The organism is Pseudomonas sp. S5D5 (genome assembly GCF_003013355.1).
Lineage (GTDB): Bacteria > Pseudomonadota > Gammaproteobacteria > Pseudomonadales > Pseudomonadaceae > Aquipseudomonas > Aquipseudomonas aylmerensis.
The window spans coordinates 4,041,984-4,057,221 of the sequence record NZ_PTEO01000001.1 but is presented as its reverse complement, the minus strand read 5'-3'; the positions used below and the strand labels follow the sequence as shown (position 1 = coordinate 4,057,221).

Annotated in this window: 16 protein-coding genes; 13 read left to right on the top strand and 3 right to left on the bottom strand. The window is 60.6% G+C overall.

The genetic code is table 11. From position 1 onward, the window contains the following. Positions 1 to 8 precede the first annotated feature (8 nt). The 11 genes from C9990_RS18510 (at position 9) to C9990_RS18455 (ending at position 11,931) form a co-directional block, all read left to right on the top strand. Positions 9 to 830 (top strand): TIM barrel protein, encoded by an 822-nt coding sequence (locus tag C9990_RS18510; RefSeq protein WP_106804225.1) that lies wholly within the window; start codon positions 9 to 11, stop codon positions 828 to 830. Positions 831 to 978: 148 nt separating this feature from the next. After that, positions 979 to 2,910, top strand: coding sequence for a 3D-(3,5/4)-trihydroxycyclohexane-1,2-dione acylhydrolase (decyclizing) (gene iolD, locus C9990_RS18500; protein ID WP_106804223.1), 1,932 nt, complete (start codon positions 979 to 981; stop codon positions 2,908 to 2,910). Positions 2,911 to 2,929: 19 nt separating this feature from the next. Beyond that, positions 2,930 to 3,940, top strand: coding sequence for a Gfo/Idh/MocA family protein (locus C9990_RS18495; protein WP_106804222.1), 1,011 nt, complete (start codon positions 2,930 to 2,932; stop codon positions 3,938 to 3,940). Positions 3,941 to 4,075: 135 nt separating this feature from the next. Next, the gene (locus C9990_RS18490) at positions 4,076 to 5,104 is read left to right on the top strand and encodes a Gfo/Idh/MocA family oxidoreductase (RefSeq protein ID WP_106804221.1); all 1,029 of its coding nucleotides are present in this window, start codon (positions 4,076 to 4,078) and stop codon (positions 5,102 to 5,104) included. A 128-nt stretch (positions 5,105 to 5,232) separates the two neighbouring features. Then, positions 5,233 to 5,412, top strand: a complete 180-nt coding sequence (locus C9990_RS18485; protein WP_083221446.1) for a hypothetical protein — start codon at positions 5,233 to 5,235, stop codon at positions 5,410 to 5,412. A gap of 48 nt (positions 5,413 to 5,460) precedes the next feature. Beyond that, positions 5,461 to 6,390, top strand: coding sequence for a sugar ABC transporter substrate-binding protein (locus C9990_RS18480; RefSeq protein ID WP_065906304.1), 930 nt, complete (start codon positions 5,461 to 5,463; stop codon positions 6,388 to 6,390). 65 nt (positions 6,391 to 6,455) lie between these two features. Continuing rightward, complete coding sequence (locus C9990_RS18475) at positions 6,456 to 8,009, top strand: sugar ABC transporter ATP-binding protein (RefSeq protein ID WP_106804220.1); 1,554 nt, start codon at positions 6,456 to 6,458, stop codon at positions 8,007 to 8,009. A 59-nt stretch (positions 8,010 to 8,068) separates the two neighbouring features. Then, on the top strand, positions 8,069 to 9,091 hold the full coding sequence (locus tag C9990_RS18470; protein ID WP_065906306.1) for an ABC transporter permease: 1,023 nt from the start codon (positions 8,069 to 8,071) through the stop codon (positions 9,089 to 9,091). 338 nt (positions 9,092 to 9,429) lie between these two features. Further along, a complete protein-coding gene (locus C9990_RS18465) occupies positions 9,430 to 9,834 on the top strand; it encodes a TraR/DksA C4-type zinc finger protein (protein ID WP_010564800.1) in 405 nt (134 codons plus the stop codon). A gap of 95 nt (positions 9,835 to 9,929) precedes the next feature. Further along, entirely contained in the window at positions 9,930 to 11,612 is a 1,683-nt protein-coding gene (locus C9990_RS18460; protein WP_371920662.1) for a methyl-accepting chemotaxis protein, read from the top strand. A gap of 115 nt (positions 11,613 to 11,727) precedes the next feature. Continuing rightward, positions 11,728 to 11,931 (top strand): hypothetical protein, encoded by a 204-nt coding sequence (locus C9990_RS18455; RefSeq protein ID WP_065906309.1) that lies wholly within the window; start codon positions 11,728 to 11,730, stop codon positions 11,929 to 11,931. A gap of 7 nt (positions 11,932 to 11,938) precedes the next feature. Here the strand turns inward: C9990_RS18455 and C9990_RS18450 are convergent, their stop codons facing one another. From C9990_RS18450 to C9990_RS18440, 3 genes are all read right to left on the bottom strand, one after another. After that, entirely contained in the window at positions 11,939 to 12,175 is a 237-nt protein-coding gene (locus C9990_RS18450) for a DUF2789 domain-containing protein (protein ID WP_065906311.1), read from the bottom strand. Between the two features lie 69 nt (positions 12,176 to 12,244). After that, entirely contained in the window at positions 12,245 to 12,475 is a 231-nt protein-coding gene (locus tag C9990_RS18445; protein ID WP_034104424.1) for a hypothetical protein, read from the bottom strand. 112 nt (positions 12,476 to 12,587) lie between these two features. Next, positions 12,588 to 12,860 (bottom strand): hypothetical protein, encoded by a 273-nt coding sequence (locus C9990_RS18440; protein ID WP_083221447.1) that lies wholly within the window; start codon positions 12,858 to 12,860, stop codon positions 12,588 to 12,590. A 418-nt stretch (positions 12,861 to 13,278) separates the two neighbouring features. On the opposite strand from C9990_RS18440, the gene C9990_RS18435 reads away from it, so the two are divergent. Then, positions 13,279 to 13,728 carry a hypothetical protein gene (locus tag C9990_RS18435; protein WP_065906313.1) on the top strand — a complete coding sequence of 150 codons (450 nt, stop codon included), beginning with the start codon at positions 13,279 to 13,281 and terminating at the stop codon, positions 13,726 to 13,728. A gap of 133 nt (positions 13,729 to 13,861) precedes the next feature. Continuing rightward, a complete protein-coding gene (locus C9990_RS18430; RefSeq protein ID WP_065906315.1) occupies positions 13,862 to 14,878 on the top strand; it encodes an ABC transporter substrate-binding protein in 1,017 nt (338 codons plus the stop codon). Positions 14,879 to 15,238: the final 360 nt, after the last annotated feature.

The following is a 15,238-nucleotide window of genomic DNA, read 5'->3' as shown; positions in this document are numbered from 1 at the left end:
CAACAATAATGAAGTCGCCTCTACGTTTTGCCCTGAATCGCATGGTTGCGCCCAACCTGTCCCTGCCGGATTTCATCCAGCTGGCGGCGTCCCTCAAGTGCGATGCCATCGAGATCCGCAACGACCTCAAGGGCCACGACATCGAATACGGCACCCCGGCCAGTCGCGTGCGTGAACTCTGCGCGGTGCAGGGTATCACCGTGCTGTCGATCAACGCGCTGTACCCCTTTGATGTGTGGAACGATGAGCGCCGCGCCCAGGCGATCACGCTCGCCACCTATGCCCGCGAATGCGGCGCCCAGGGCCTGGTGATGTGCCCATTGAATGAGCGCGGCGATAGCCGCAACGAGGCCCAGCGCGCTGCCGGGTTGCGTACCGCATTGAGCGAGCTGGCGCCGATCCTGCGTGAATACGGCATCCTCGGTTTTATCGAGCCGCTGGGTTTTGAAGAGTGTGCGCTGCGCCGCAAACGCGTGGCGGTGGACGCGATCCAGTCCATCGGCGGGCTGGATGTATTCCGCCTGGTGCACGACACCTTTCACCATCACCTGGCGAGCGAGCAGGAATTCTTCCCGCAGTTGACCGGCCTGGTGCATATCTCCGGGGTGGAGGATGCCGAGGCCCCGCTGAATTCGATCCGTGACGGCCACCGCGTGCTGGTGGGCGAGGGCGACATCCTCGGCAATGCGGCGCAGATCGACACCTTGCTCAGCAGCGGTTACAGCGGCTACCTGTCGTTCGAACCGTTTGCCGAAAGCGTACATGCATTGGCGGATATCCAGCAGGCGCTGGGCGCGAGCATCGCGCACTTGCAAGGTTCCCGGACCTGACGCCGACAGAACGGTGGGAGCGGGCTTGCTCGCGAACGCGGTGTATCAGTCAAGGATTGTGTATCTGGCACACCGCATTCACGAGCAAGCCCGCTCCCACACTGGATCACTGTTGATCGACAGATTTGCATTCATACAAGGTGCGAACATGAGTACAACACGATTGACCATGGCCCAGGCCCTGGTGAAGTTTCTGGATAACCAATACATCGAAGTCGATGGCGTACAGAGCAAGTTCGTGGCCGGCGTGTTCACGATTTTCGGCCACGGCAATGTGCTGGGCCTCGGCCAGGCGCTGGAGCAGGACAGCGGTGACCTGGTGGTGCACCAGGGCCGCAACGAGCAGGGCATGGCCCACGCCGCCATCGGGTTTGCCAAGCAGCACCTGCGCCGCAAGATCTACGCGTGCACCGCGTCCGTCGGGCCGGGCGCGGCAAACATGCTGACCGCCGCCGCGACCGCCACGGCCAACCGCATCCCGCTGCTGCTGTTGCCCGGCGATGTCTACGCCAGCCGCCAGCCCGACCCGGTGCTGCAACAGATCGAGCAATTCCACGACCTGAGCATCAGCACCAACGATGCCTTCCGTTCGGTGAGCAAATACTGGGACCGCATCAACCGCCCCGAGCAGTTGATGACCGCGGCGATCCACGCCATGCGCGTGCTCACCGACCCGGCGGAAACCGGCGCGGTAACCCTGGCCTTGCCGCAGGATGTGCAGGCTGAAGCCTGGGATTATCCGGATTATTTCCTGCACAAACGCGTGCACCGTATCGACCGCCGTCCGGCGACCACGGCGATGATCGGCGATGCGCTGGCGGCTTTCCGGGGCAAACGCAAACCGCTGATCATCTGCGGGGGCGGGGTCAAGTATTCCGGCGCGAATGCCGCGCTGCAGGCGTTTGCCGAACGCTTTGACATTCCCTTCGCCGAAACCCAGGCCGGCAAGAGCGCGGTGGTCTCCAGCCATCCGCTGAACGTCGGCGGCATCGGTGAAACCGGCTGCCTGGCTGCCAACCTGCTGGCGCCCGAGGCGGACTTGATCATCGGCATCGGCACCCGTTACACCGACTTCACCACTTCGTCGAAGTCGCTGTTCAAGCATGCCGACGTGAAGTTTCTCAACCTCAATATCAGCCCTTGCGACGCGGTGAAACTCGACGGCGTGCAAGTGCTGGCCGACGCCAAGGTCGGCCTCGAAGCCCTGGCCCAGGCCCTTGGTGATTACCGTTCCGGCTGGGGCGAGCAGGTGCGCGACGCCAAGGCCCAGCTGGACGCCGAAGTCGATCGTGTGCACCAGGTCGAATACCAGGGCGACGACTTCGTGCCCGAAGTGGATGACCACCTGGACCGCGCCGTGCTGCGCGAGTTTATCGAGCTGACCGGCTCATGCCTGACCCAGAGCCGCGTGCTCGGCGTGCTCAACCAGCACCTGGCCGACGACGCGATCATCGTCGCCGCCGCCGGCAGCCTGCCCGGTGACCTGCAGCGCGCCTGGCGCAGCAAGGGTGTGAACACCTATCACGTCGAATACGGCTACTCGTGCATGGGCTACGAGATCAACGCAGCCCTGGGGGTGAAACTGGCCGAGCCGAGCAAAGAGGTGTATGCGCTGGTCGGCGATGGCTCCTACATGATGCTGCACTCGGAGTTGGCCACCTCGATTCAGGAGCGGCGCAAGATCAATGTGGTGCTGCTCGACAACATGGCGTTCGGGTGCATCAACAACCTGCAGATCGGCAATGGCATGGACAGCTTCGGCACCGAATTCCGCTACCGCAACCCCGAGAGCGGCAAGCTCGATGGCGGCCTGGTGCCGGTGGATTTCGCCATGAGCGCGGCGGCCTATGGCTGCAAGACCTACAAGGTCAGCAGCGTCGAACAACTGGAAGCGGCCCTGGCCGATGCCCGCACGCAAAGCGTGTCGACACTGATCGATATCAAGGTCCTGCCCAAGACCATGGTCCACGGCTACCTGTCGTGGTGGCGCGTCGGCGTGGCGCAGGTGTCGACCAGCGAACGCACGAACGCGGCGGCGAAAAAACTCAATGAACACCTGGCGAAGGCCCGGCAGTACTAATAACAAGAGGAGTGTTTGCATGTCTTTGAAGCTTGGAGTGATCGGTACCGGCGCCATTGGCCGCGACCATATTCGCCGTTGCAGCCAGACCCTGCTCAACAGCCAGGTGGTGGCGGTGACCGACATCAACCTGGAGCAGGCCGCCAAGGTGGTCGCGGAGCTGAAGCTTACCGCCGAGGTGTACCCGGACGGTCTTGCGTTGATCAACTCGCCGCAGGTCGAGGCGGTGCTGGTGACCTCCTGGGGCCCGAGCCACGAAGCGTTTGTGCTCGCCGCCATCGCCGCCGGCAAGCCGGTGTTCTGCGAAAAACCGCTGGCGGTGACTGCCGAAGGCTGCCGCAAGATCGTCGATGCCGAGGTCGCCTACGGCAAACGCCTGGTGCAAGTCGGCTTCATGCGCCCGTATGACGAAGGCTACCGCGCCCTTAAAGCGGTGATCGACAGCGGCCAGATCGGCGAGCCGTTGATGCTGCATTGCGCGCACCGCAACCCGACGGTGGGCGAGAACTACAAGACCGACATGGCGATTACCGACACCTTGATCCATGAGCTGGATGTGTTGCGCTGGTTGCTCAACGACGACTACGTGTCGGTCCAAGTGGTGTTCCCACGCAAGACCAGCAAGGCCCTGGCCCACCTGCGCGACCCGCAGATCGTGTTGCTGGAGACGGTCAAGGGCACGCGCATCGACGTCGAAGTGTTTGTGAACTGCCAGTACGGCTACGACATCCAGTGCGAAGTGGTGGGGGAGACCGGTATCGCCAAATTGCCAGAGCCGTCCCAGGTGCAACTGCGCAGTGGCGCCAAGCTGTCGAATGCGATTCTGATGGATTGGAAGGACCGGTTTATCGGCGCGTATGACGTCGAGTTGCAGGCCTTTATCGACAGCGTGCGGGCGGGGCATGTCGGCGGGCCGTCGGCGTGGGATGGTTTTGCTGCCGCCGTGGCGGCGGATGCGTGTATCGAGGCCCAGGGCAGTGAGCAGATCGTCAAGGTCAGCCTGCCGGATCGCCCTGCGTTCTACGGCTAACACTCGGTCAATGTGGGAGGGGGCTTGCCCTCGATAGCGGTGGGTCAGATAACAACTGGTTGACTGACACTCCGCCATCGGGAGCAAGCCCCTCCCACAGTTGATTGGGTTTGCACTTCAATCAAGGAGTTGATCATGCGAATCGGACTAGTCGGCTACGGCCATGGAGGGCGCTTCTTTCATGCGCCGCTGATTGCCACGCTGCCAGGCGCCACCTTTGTCGGCGTGGTGACGCGCTCACCCGAGCGCCGCCAGCAATTGAGCACTGACCTTCCAGGTGTGAAGGCCTTCGACAGCATCGGCCAGATCGTCGAAGCAGGTGTCGACGCGCTGGTGATTTCCACCACTCTCAAAGGGCGCCCGGCGCTGGTGCTCGAAGCCATCGAGCACGGTGTCGCGGTGGTCAGCGACAAACCCTTTGCCAGCAATGCCGAACAGGCCCAGGCGCTGATCACCGCCGCCGAGCGCCAGGGCGTGCTGCTCAGCGTCTATCAGAACCGGCGTTGGGACTCGGACTACCTGACCCTGCGCAAGCTGATCGACGCCGGCGCCCTGGGCGCGATCACCCGCTTCGAATCCCGCGTCGAACGCTACAGCCCGCAGGCAGTCGGCAACGCCAGCGGGGGCGGCAGGCTGCGTGACCTCGGCAGCCATCTGGTGGACCAGGCCTTGCAGTTGTTCGGCCCGGTGGACCGGGTCTTCGCGCAATTGCAGTTCAGCCCGGAATATCCCAGTCTCGACCACGGTTTCTTCGTGTCCCTGACCCATGCCAATGGCGTGGTTTCCCACCTGTGGGGCAACGCCCTGCAAAACAGCCAGGCCCCGCGCTTTCGCGTCAGCGGGACGTTGGGCTGCTACACCGTCGAAGGCCTGGATGGCCAGGAAGAAGCGCTGATGGCGGGCAAATCGCCGAAGACCGAAGGCGAGCACTGGGGCGCCGAGGAGCATCGGCGCTGGGGCTGGTTCGAGCAGGGTGAGGAGCGCGAGCGCGTGCCCTCGGAGAAGGGCTGCTGGACGCAGTTCTATCGCCAGTTGCAAGCCGCCGTGCAAGGGCAAGGGCCATTGCCGGTGGATGCCTATGACGCGCTGGAAACCACCCGTATATTGGATGCTGCACGCCTGAGCGCCGAGCGCCAGCAGGTGGTTTCAACAAAAATAGAATAAAATTCTAAAACATGTTGATATGGAAATTATTTTCCAATAAAGTCTTTTCCAGGTTGCATAAAGTACGTCCCGAACCCGCTTCGGACGACTCGACAAAAACAAGATCAAAAACAACCAGGTACCGTCAGATGAAAATCTTCAACGCTGTACTGCGAGTTTTACGCCCTGCCCACACGCCACGCGGCCTGCCCCGCGCCCGGCCGTTTTACTTCTCCTTCCTCAATGTACTGTGCGTCGAGAACAAAGGCGCGCTGGTCTGCTGCATTCCGGGTGCACCGATCGTTCGATTGCCGTCATCCTCGCTCTGATAAACGCAACGTCCAAAAAACCAACAAGAAAGTGGAGACAGACCGTTCATGAAGACCCCGATCCGTTATACCGCGCTGGCCTTGTCCATGCTGCTCGCCAGTGGTTTCGCCAGCGCTGCCGATATCAAGGTGGGCGTGAGCATGTCGGCGTTCGATGACACCTTCCTGACGTACCTGCGCGAGGACATGGACAAGCAAGCCAAGTCCTACCCCAAGGGTGACGGCGTGCAGCTGCAATTCGAAGACGCCCGTGCCGACGTGGTCAAGCAATTGAGCCAGGTCGAGAACTTTATCAGCCAGAAAGTCGACGCGATCATCGTCAACCCGGTCGACACCGCCTCGACCGGCAACATCATCAAGGCCGCCACGGCGGCGAAAATCCCGCTGGTGTTCGTCAACCGCCGCCCTGACAGCCCAACGTTGGCCCCAGGTGTCGCGGCAGTGACCTCCGACGACGTCGAGGCCGGCAAGCTGCAGATGCAGTACATCGCGGAAAAACTCGGCGGCAAGGGCAACATTGTGATCCTGCTGGGTGACCTGGCGAACAACTCCACCACCAACCGTACCAAGGGCGTGAAGGAAGTCCTGACCAAGTATCCAGGCATCAAGGTCGAACAGGAGCAGACCGGGATCTGGCTGCGTGACAAGGGCATGACCCTGGTCAACGACTGGCTGACCCAGGGTCGCGACTTCCAGGCGGTGCTGTCGAACAACGATGAGATGGCGATCGGCGCCGCCATGGCCTTGAAGTCGGCGGGTAAGAAGGGCGTGTTGATCGCCGGTGTCGACGGCACGCCGGACGGTTTGAATGCGATCACCAAGGGTGACATGACCGTGTCGGCCTTCCAGGATGCCAAGGGCCAGGCGGACAAGTCGGTGGAGACGGCGCGCAAGATGGCCAGGAACGAGCCGATCGAGCAGAACGTGGTGATCCCGTTCCAGCTGATCACCCCGGACAACGTCAAAGACTTCAAGTAGCCCTGACATAACAACAATAAGCCGGCAGGGCGGCGTTGGCCGCCCTGCAGATGGAGTACCTCCCTATGCTTGCTCAAGCCACTGTCGTGCAGCCGCCCGGTCTCCAGCCCCTGCTGCCGGAAGAACCCTACCTGCTGGAAATCCTCAATATCAGCAAAGGCTTTCCCGGCGTCGTGGCCCTGGCCGATGTGCAATTGCGCGTCCGCCCAGGTTCGGTGCTGGCGCTGATGGGCGAGAACGGTGCGGGCAAGTCGACGTTGATGAAGATCATCGCCGGCATCTACCAGCCCGACGCCGGGGAAATCCGCCTGCGTGGCAAGCCGATCGTGTTTGAAACACCGCTGGCGGCACAGAAGGCGGGGATCGCGATGATCCACCAGGAACTCAACCTGATGCCGCACATGAGCATCGCCGAAAACATCTGGATCGGCCGCGAGCAGCTCAACAGCCTGCACATGGTCAACCACCGCGAAATGCACCGCTGCACCGCCGAGTTGCTGGCGCGACTGCGCATCAACCTGGACCCTGAGGAACAGGTGGGCAACCTGAGCATCGCCGAACGGCAGATGGTCGAGATTGCCAAGGCCGTGTCCTATGACTCCGACATCCTGATCATGGATGAACCGACTTCAGCCATTACCGAAAAGGAAGTGGCCCACCTGTTTTCGATCATTGCCGACCTCAAGTCGCAGGGCAAAGGCATCGTCTATATCACGCATAAAATGAATGAAGTGTTCGCCATCGCCGATGAAGTCGCGGTGTTCCGCGACGGCCAGTACATCGGCCTGCAACGTGCCGACAGCATGAACAGCGACAGCCTGATCTCGATGATGGTGGGGCGCGAGCTGAGCCAGCTGTTCCCGGTGCGCGAGACGCCCATCGGCGAGCTGCTGCTGTCGGTACGCGACTTGCGCCTGGATGGCGTGTTCAAGGACGTGTCCTTCGACTTGCATGCCGGCGAGATTCTCGGCATCGCCGGGCTGATGGGCTCGGGCCGCACCAATGTGGCGGAAACCATTTTCGGCATCACCCCAAGCGACGGCGGGCAGATTGAACTCGACGGCAAGGCGGTGCGCATCAGCGACCCGCACATGGCCATCGAAAAAGGCTTCGCGCTGTTGACCGAGGACCGCAAGCTCAGTGGCCTGTTCCCGTGCCTGTCGGTGCTGGAAAACATGGAAATGGCCGTGCTGCCACATTATTCGGGCAACGGTTTTATCCAGCAGAAAGCCCTGCGTGCGCTGTGCGAAGACATGTGCAAGAAGCTGCGGGTGAAGACGCCGTCCCTGGAGCAGTGCATCGACACGCTGTCGGGCGGCAACCAGCAGAAAGCCTTGCTGGCGCGCTGGCTGATGACCAACCCACGGCTGTTGATCCTCGACGAGCCGACCCGCGGCATCGACGTCGGTGCCAAGGCCGAGATTTATCGCTTGATCTCCTTCCTCGCCAGCGAAGGCATGGCGGTGATCATGATTTCCTCCGAGCTGCCTGAAGTGCTGGGCATGAGCGACCGGGTGATGGTGATGCACGAAGGTGAACTGATGGGCACCCTGGACCGCGCCGAGGCGACCCAGGAAAAAGTCATGCAGCTGGCCTCCGGTATGACGGCGGTCCACTGAAGCATAGCCAGCGCGGGCCTGCGGTTGGCCCGTGCCACAGAATAAGAAGGTGATGGGTGATGAACGCGATAACAGATAACAAGCCTGCGACGGTCCCGACCAAGCATCGTCGGCGGCTGCCGACCGAACTGAGCATCTTCCTGGTGCTGATTGGTATCGGCCTGGTGTTTGAACTGTTCGGCTGGATCGTGCGTGACCAAAGCTTCCTGATGAACTCCCAGCGCCTGGTGCTGATGATCCTGCAGGTATCGATCATCGGTCTGCTCGCGATTGGCGTGACCCAGGTGATCATCACCACGGGGATCGACTTGTCCTCGGGCTCGGTGCTGGCGCTGTCGGCGATGATTGCCGCCAGTTTGGCGCAGACTTCCGACTTTTCCCGCGCGGTGTTCCCTTCGCTGACCGATTTGCCGGTGTGGATTCCGGTGGCAATGGGCCTGGGCGTGGGGCTGCTGGCGGGTGCGATCAACGGCAGTATCATTGCCGTCACCGGTATCCCGCCCTTTATTGCCACCCTCGGCATGATGGTCTCGGCCCGTGGCCTGGCGCGTTACTACACCGAAGGCCAGCCGGTGAGCATGCTCTCGGATTCGTACACGGCCATTGGTCATGGGGCGATGCCGGTGATTATCTTCCTGGTGGTGGCGGTGATTTTCCATATCGCCCTGCGCTACACCAAGTACGGCAAGTACACCTACGCCATCGGCGGCAACATGCAGGCGGCGCGCACCTCGGGGATCAACGTCAAGCGCCACCTGATCATCGTCTACAGCATTGCCGGGTTGCTCGCAGGCCTGGCTGGCGTGGTCGCCTCGGCGCGCGCCGCCACCGGCCAGGCCGGCATGGGCATGTCCTATGAGCTGGATGCGATCGCCGCCGCGGTGATCGGCGGCACCAGCCTGGCGGGTGGGGTAGGGCGCATCACCGGCACCGTGATCGGCGCGCTGATCCTCGGGGTGATGGCCAGCGGGTTTACCTTTGTCGGGGTGGACGCGTACATCCAGGACATCATCAAGGGCCTGATCATCGTGGTCGCGGTGGTGATCGACCAGTACCGCAACAAGCGCAAACTCAAACGCTGAACGGCCCTTACCAGCGATAAGTCGCACGCTGCCAGTTGAATGAGCCTTACAGCTTGTCGCTTGCAGCTTGCGGCTTATAGCTGCTTTATGAAATTTCCTGCTATAAACGCACTCCGATAACCATTCGCCAAGCCCGTCCTGGTGCCTTTTGGGGTTATATCGGAAAAAATGCCTGTCATTTCAGTTGCTGAGCCCTCAAGTCGGCCTTAGACTGCCGCCCCTCGTAAATTGAGTGCCGGGTGGCGCTTGAAATGGACGGCGCCTTTCCGAGACCTGCACAGGCCTTCCGGAACGCTCCCTTATTCGCCTTAATGCACGTATTTTTTATAGAGAAATCAATGACAAAGGAAAAGTTGCTGGCCATGCCGGCGGATGACTACATGAATGCCGAACAGCACGCTTTTTTCGAGCAGCTGCTGCAAGACATGAAAGTGGAACACCACGAGCGCATTGAACAGAACCGTATCGCCATTGAAAGCCTGGACACCCCGGCCGACCCGGCTGACGCCGCTTCTGTAGAAGAAGAGCGTACCTGGCTGGTAAACGCCATTGACCGCGACCAGCGCATGCTGCCGCAGCTTGAGCGTGCCCTGGAACGCATCAAGGAAGATTCCTTCGGCTGGTGTGATGACAGCGGCGAGCCTATCGGCCTCAAGCGCCTGCTGATCAGCCCGACCACCAAGTACTGCATCGAAGCGCAAGAGCGCCACGAGCAGATCGACAAGCACCAGCGCCAAGCCTGATGCGTTGAAGCGGGGGATCGCCTGCGCGGTTCCCCGGAGAAAGACCCGTTACGCCCCGTCTATTGATCTGCTGCAAGCCACCCCACTAAAGGCCCATGGATAATGGCCCGATAGTGGCGTTTAATGCAGCGACAATAACGACAAGCAGTGGGGTAACGAAGATGGCTGGAGACGGATCTCTGATGGGCGCAGCAGTGCCACCCCACACGGTGGTGCGCGGGTTGCCCGGCTGGCTGACGCCACTTTTGCAGAGTGCCGCCCTGGTGCTGGTACTGCTGGGCCTGACGTTCGCCAGCCTGCCGATCTACCTCTGCCTGGCATTGGCGCTGCTGGTGATCTGGCTGCCGAGCCTGAAAAAACGTACACCCCAGGTGGCAACGGCCGACGCCATCGATGCAATGGGCGAGCTGACGCGCGACCTGTCCTACACCACCAGCCATAACGCACTCTCCGCAGCCGGCGTGGCCTATTCGGTCAAGCAACTGGCGGCGCGCCTGCAGTCGCAACTGGGCGCGGCCAAGCAGATTGTCAGCAGTGCCGAAGTGATGATCGGCACCGAAAAGCTCACTTCGCAACTCAGCCGCGAAGCCCTCGGGGCGGCCAGCCAGGCCCATCAACGCAGCACTGAAGGCCGGGAAGTATTGGCCGAGTCGATCACCCGCATGCACCAGCTCAGCCAGCGCGCGAATGCCAGCCGCGAGCTGATCGAAGCCTTGAGCCAGCGCAGCGAGGAAATCCAGCGGGTGACCCTGGTGATTCAGTCCATCGCCAGCCAGACCAACCTGCTGGCGCTCAACGCGGCCATCGAAGCTGCGCGGGCCGGAGAGCATGGGCGCGGGTTCGCAGTGGTGGCCGATGAAGTGCGCGGGCTCGCCGGTCGCACGGCGACGGCCACTGATGAGGTCGGGGTGATGGTGGCGGATATCCAGCAACGCACGGCCCAGGTGGTAGAACAGATTCGCCAGCTGTCGGCGGATTTGCACACCGGCGTCGAGCAGGTGGAGCATGCTGGCGAGCACTTGCACACCATTGCCAGCCTGGCCGCCAGTGTCGAAGGCCAGGTCAATGAAATCGCCCAGGGCACCGACACCAACCGCACCCAGCTCGACAGCCTGTTCCATGCCGTGGAACAGATGCGCAGCGACCTGGCCGTGAGCGACCAGCAAACCCGTCAACTGGCCGAGGCTGCCGTGCAGATGGAAGGCCAGGCCGAAACCATCAGCGAACGCCTGGCGGAAGTCGGGCTGGATGACTATCACCAGCGCATCTACGACCTGGCGCGCGAAGGCGCCAGCCGGATTGCCGCGCAATTCGAGGCTGATGTGCAGCAGAACCGTATCAGCCTGGATGACCTGTTCGACCGCAGCTACACGCTGATTCCCAACACCCAGCCAAGCAAGTACCACAGCCGTTTCGATGGCTACACCGACCAAGTGTTGCCGGCAATCCAGGAGGCGTTGCTGCCACGTCATGAAGGCCTGGTATTCGCCATTGCGTGTACGCCGCAAGGCTATGTGCCGACGCACAACAAGGCGTTTTCCCAGGCGCTGACCGGCGATGTCCAAGTGGATGCGGTGCAGAATCGCACCAAGCGGAAATTCGAGGACCGCACCGGGATTCGCTGCGGCAGCCATCAGCAGGCAGTCTTGCTGCAGACTTACACCCGCGATACCGGTGAGCTGATGCATGACCTGTCGGTGCCGATCATGGTCAAGGGCCGGCATTGGGGCGGCCTGCGCCTGGGCTATAAACCCGAGGGCGTGAAGGGCGGGCGTTGAGGATTATTGCGGTTTATGCAAGGGAGCTATTCCGGGGATAGCTTTTTCCTACTGGAAGAAAACCGTAGCATGGCCAACATTGTTAGCCAGCTAACTAATGTTGCGGAGAAACTCCATGCAAACCAAAGTCGATGTCGCCGTGATGATTGGCAGTGGCGTACCGCCGACCCTGCGGGCACTGGGTCAGAAAGCCTGCTGGGTCGTATTGCTCAACGGTGAGCAGCGCGGCACGGCGTTCGCCAGCCGTGATGAAGCCGAGGAATGCAGGGCGGCCTGGCAGGCGCTGTTGCGCCTGGAGCAGTCCGACAGCCTGCATTGATCTGCGCTTAGTGAGGTTGATGCAGGCGTTGATTCAGCTCATCCACCGCGATCGCCCATTCGGCATCATCGCGCAGCTCTTCCTTGAGGAATGCCGCTTGCTGGGGCGTCCAGAAGGGAGCATCGATCAGTTTCACGTCCTCGGGCAACGGGTTGCTGGCAATGAACGTATCGATGGCTTCTGGGGATGAGTCCAGGCCCAGTTGATCAAACAGGGTTTCAAGTGTTGGGATTGGCGCGTCCATATCGTTCTCCATGCAGGGTGGTCGTTATGCATGGGAGGTTCGTGGCGCGGCGGAGTTCGAATTTGTTGCTCAGGAGTTGAGCGCACCGGCATCGACTGCGCTCTTGAGCGCCTTGGCGGCGTCCTTGGCAGCAATGGCGGCGGCATCCACGGTTTTGAACCAGCGGTCTTTTTCCACCTGGTGGGTGGTGACAGTGGTCAGCGGTGGCTTGGCCCGCATCACGATCACCGCTTGAAACTCACCGTCTACCTCTCGTGCATCGCCATGGATGAAAAATTCGCCGATATCAAATTCCGTCACGTATAGCCTTCCCTTGGAGATAACTGCACTGGTGAAACCTGGCCCGGAGGGACAAAGTTCAGTGGACGGGCCAGTATGGCAGTTGTTGCGGGTCGGCGGCGCAGTAAAGTCATCAAGGTGACGAAACGATGCCTCCATGCGGCTGATGCAGGACGGCCTCGAGCTCTTTGGCCAGTTCGCACGCCTTGATATGGTTACTGCGAAAGCCTCTGATTCGACCGCTGAGCACTTCTCGGATATGAAAGAAGTTGCGGCCGGCCGGTACCACTTGGTAAAGAACTGAATCCGAGTACCCGTCGTAGCCGCGCAAGCGGTAGTATTGCGCCTCGTCCTGGCATGATGAACGAGTGTTCGAGGACAGAGTGTCGTAGGTTGGTCGTTGCATGGACTGTTCCTTTCGATCAATTCGGTTGACCCATCTGCAGCGTTTTGAGTAGTTTTGATCGGTGCAGCTGTTTTAGTATTGTCGTCGGCAGCTGGCGCGCGGTTCCATGCCAGGTATGTATTTTTGTGTTGGGTGTCGGAAAACTGCATTTTTAACTGGGTTATCTTCTGAAGTTGGTCGGTCCGTATTCTCGGACCGTGGAACCTGTGATCTCCTGTGGTGCCTGATGACCTTGCACAAGGTCCATCGCGTACGTCTGTACTAGTCTTATGGCGCGACAGCGGGATCTTCTTCAGTTTTTTCAATGTGAATGTGTTGTATGCACGCGCCGTGATGGCCGTTTTTTTGTGCTGCCCGCTCTGGCGGACAGCGCTCTTTTCGATGTGGGGGCGTTTCCTTGGCAGTCAGTAATCTGGATATGCACGCGTTATTTGTGCTGGGTGATTTGCGCGCAAAGTTGGTCAAGCAGTTTCAATCCCGTTTTGTCTACATCACTGAACAGACGCCGGAAGGCATCTACATCGCCGAAATCGATACCGAAGCGGCGATGGTGGTGGATGACAAACCCCGCCTGGAACTCAAAGTGGGTGATCATTTCCGCGCGGCAGTATTGCCCAGTCGTGAAGGCGGCAAGTTTGAGTTGAAGTTTCGCGACATCAAGTTGACGGTGTATGGCCTGGGCGACTATGCCTTTGTGTCTTCGGCCGACGGCCAGGGCATCGTCTTCAAGGAAGGCCACAGCGTGATGCTGGTGTTTGCCGCGAATGAGCAACTGCAGGAAGGCTTGACCAAAACCCTGAAGGCCGTGACCGGCAAGGCCGCCAAGTGGCGCAAGGGTGAACTGGTGACCTTTAAGGCCAGCGAGTAATCCGCCTATACCACGAACATCCGATGTCTCCCGGAACCTCTACTACAGTTGAGTTGACTTAACTATTCAGAGGCTTCGCGCGTAGTCAGCAAAGCCGCCCGCTGGTTGCTGCATTATCGCGAGGTGCGAAGGCATGAAAGGATTGAAAACGTTGTTGGCTGCATCCCTGACGACCCTCGGCCTGTCCGTGGCGGCGTTGCCGGTATCCGCAGCCGAGGCGCCGATACATTTCGCCGACCTGAACTGGGAAAGCGGCAGCCTGATTACCGAAGTACTGCGGGTAATTGTCGAAAAGGGTTACGACTTGCCCACCGACACCTTGCCTGGCACGACCATCACCCTGGAAACCGCGCTGGCCAAGAATGATATCCAGGTCATCGGTGAAGAGTGGGCCGGCCGCAGCCCGGTGTGGGTCAAGGCCGAGGCCGAAGGTAAAGTGGTGGGCCTGGGAGATACGGTCAAAGGAGCCACCGAAGGCTGGTGGGTGCCGGAGTACGTGGTCAAGGGCGACCCGGCCAAGGGCATCAAGCCGCTGGCGCCGGGCCTCAAGAGCGTGAAGGACCTGGCGCAATACAAGGACGTGTTCAAGGACCCGGAATCCCCGGGCAAGGGACGCTTTCTCAACAGCCCCATCGGCTGGACCTCGGAAGTGGTCAACAAGCAGAAACTCAAGGCCTACGGCCTGGATGACAGCTACGTGAACTTCCGCAGCGGCTCCGGCGCAGCGCTGGATGCCGAGATTGCCTCGTCTATTCGTCGTGGCAAACCGGTGTTGTTCTACTACTGGTCACCGACGCCGTTGATGGGGCGCTACAAGCTGATCCAGTTGGAAGAGCCACCGTTTGACGCCGAGGCGTGGAAGACGCTGACCGATGCGGACAACCCTGATCCCAAACCGACTCGCTCGCTGGCTTCCAAATTGAGTATCGGCGTGTCCACGCCATTCCAGAAGGAACATCCGCAGATTGCCAGCTTTTTCGAGAAGGTCGAGTTCCCGATTGACCCGCTGAACAAAGCCCTGGCAACCATGAGCGAAAATCACACCGCGCCTCGAGAAGTTGCGCAGGTGTTCCTCAAGGAACACCCGGAAGTGTGGAAGGCATGGCTGCCCGAGGATGTGGCACAGAAGGTCGAGGCTAGCCTCAAGTAGACCTTGGGCATCAAGTCCGGAGAATGATCAAAGCTGTGGGAGCGGGGTTGCTTGCGAAAGCGGTGTGTCAGGCGCTGAAGGTAGTGGCTGACCCACCGTCTTCGCAGGCAAGCCAGCTCCCACATTTGGGTTGTATTCCAAGGTTGGAACCGGGTTGATCCGACCGCTCAAATGCCGGTGCAGCACCGCTGGTCCCAAGCCCGAACAACGATCAAACTGTGGGAGCGGGCTTGCTCGCGAAAGCGGTGTGTCAGTTGATGAATATGCTAACTGGTCCACCGCCTTCGCGAGCAAGCCCGCTCCCACATTTGGCATGTATTCCAAGTTTGGAACCGGGTCGATCCGACCGCTCAAATGCCG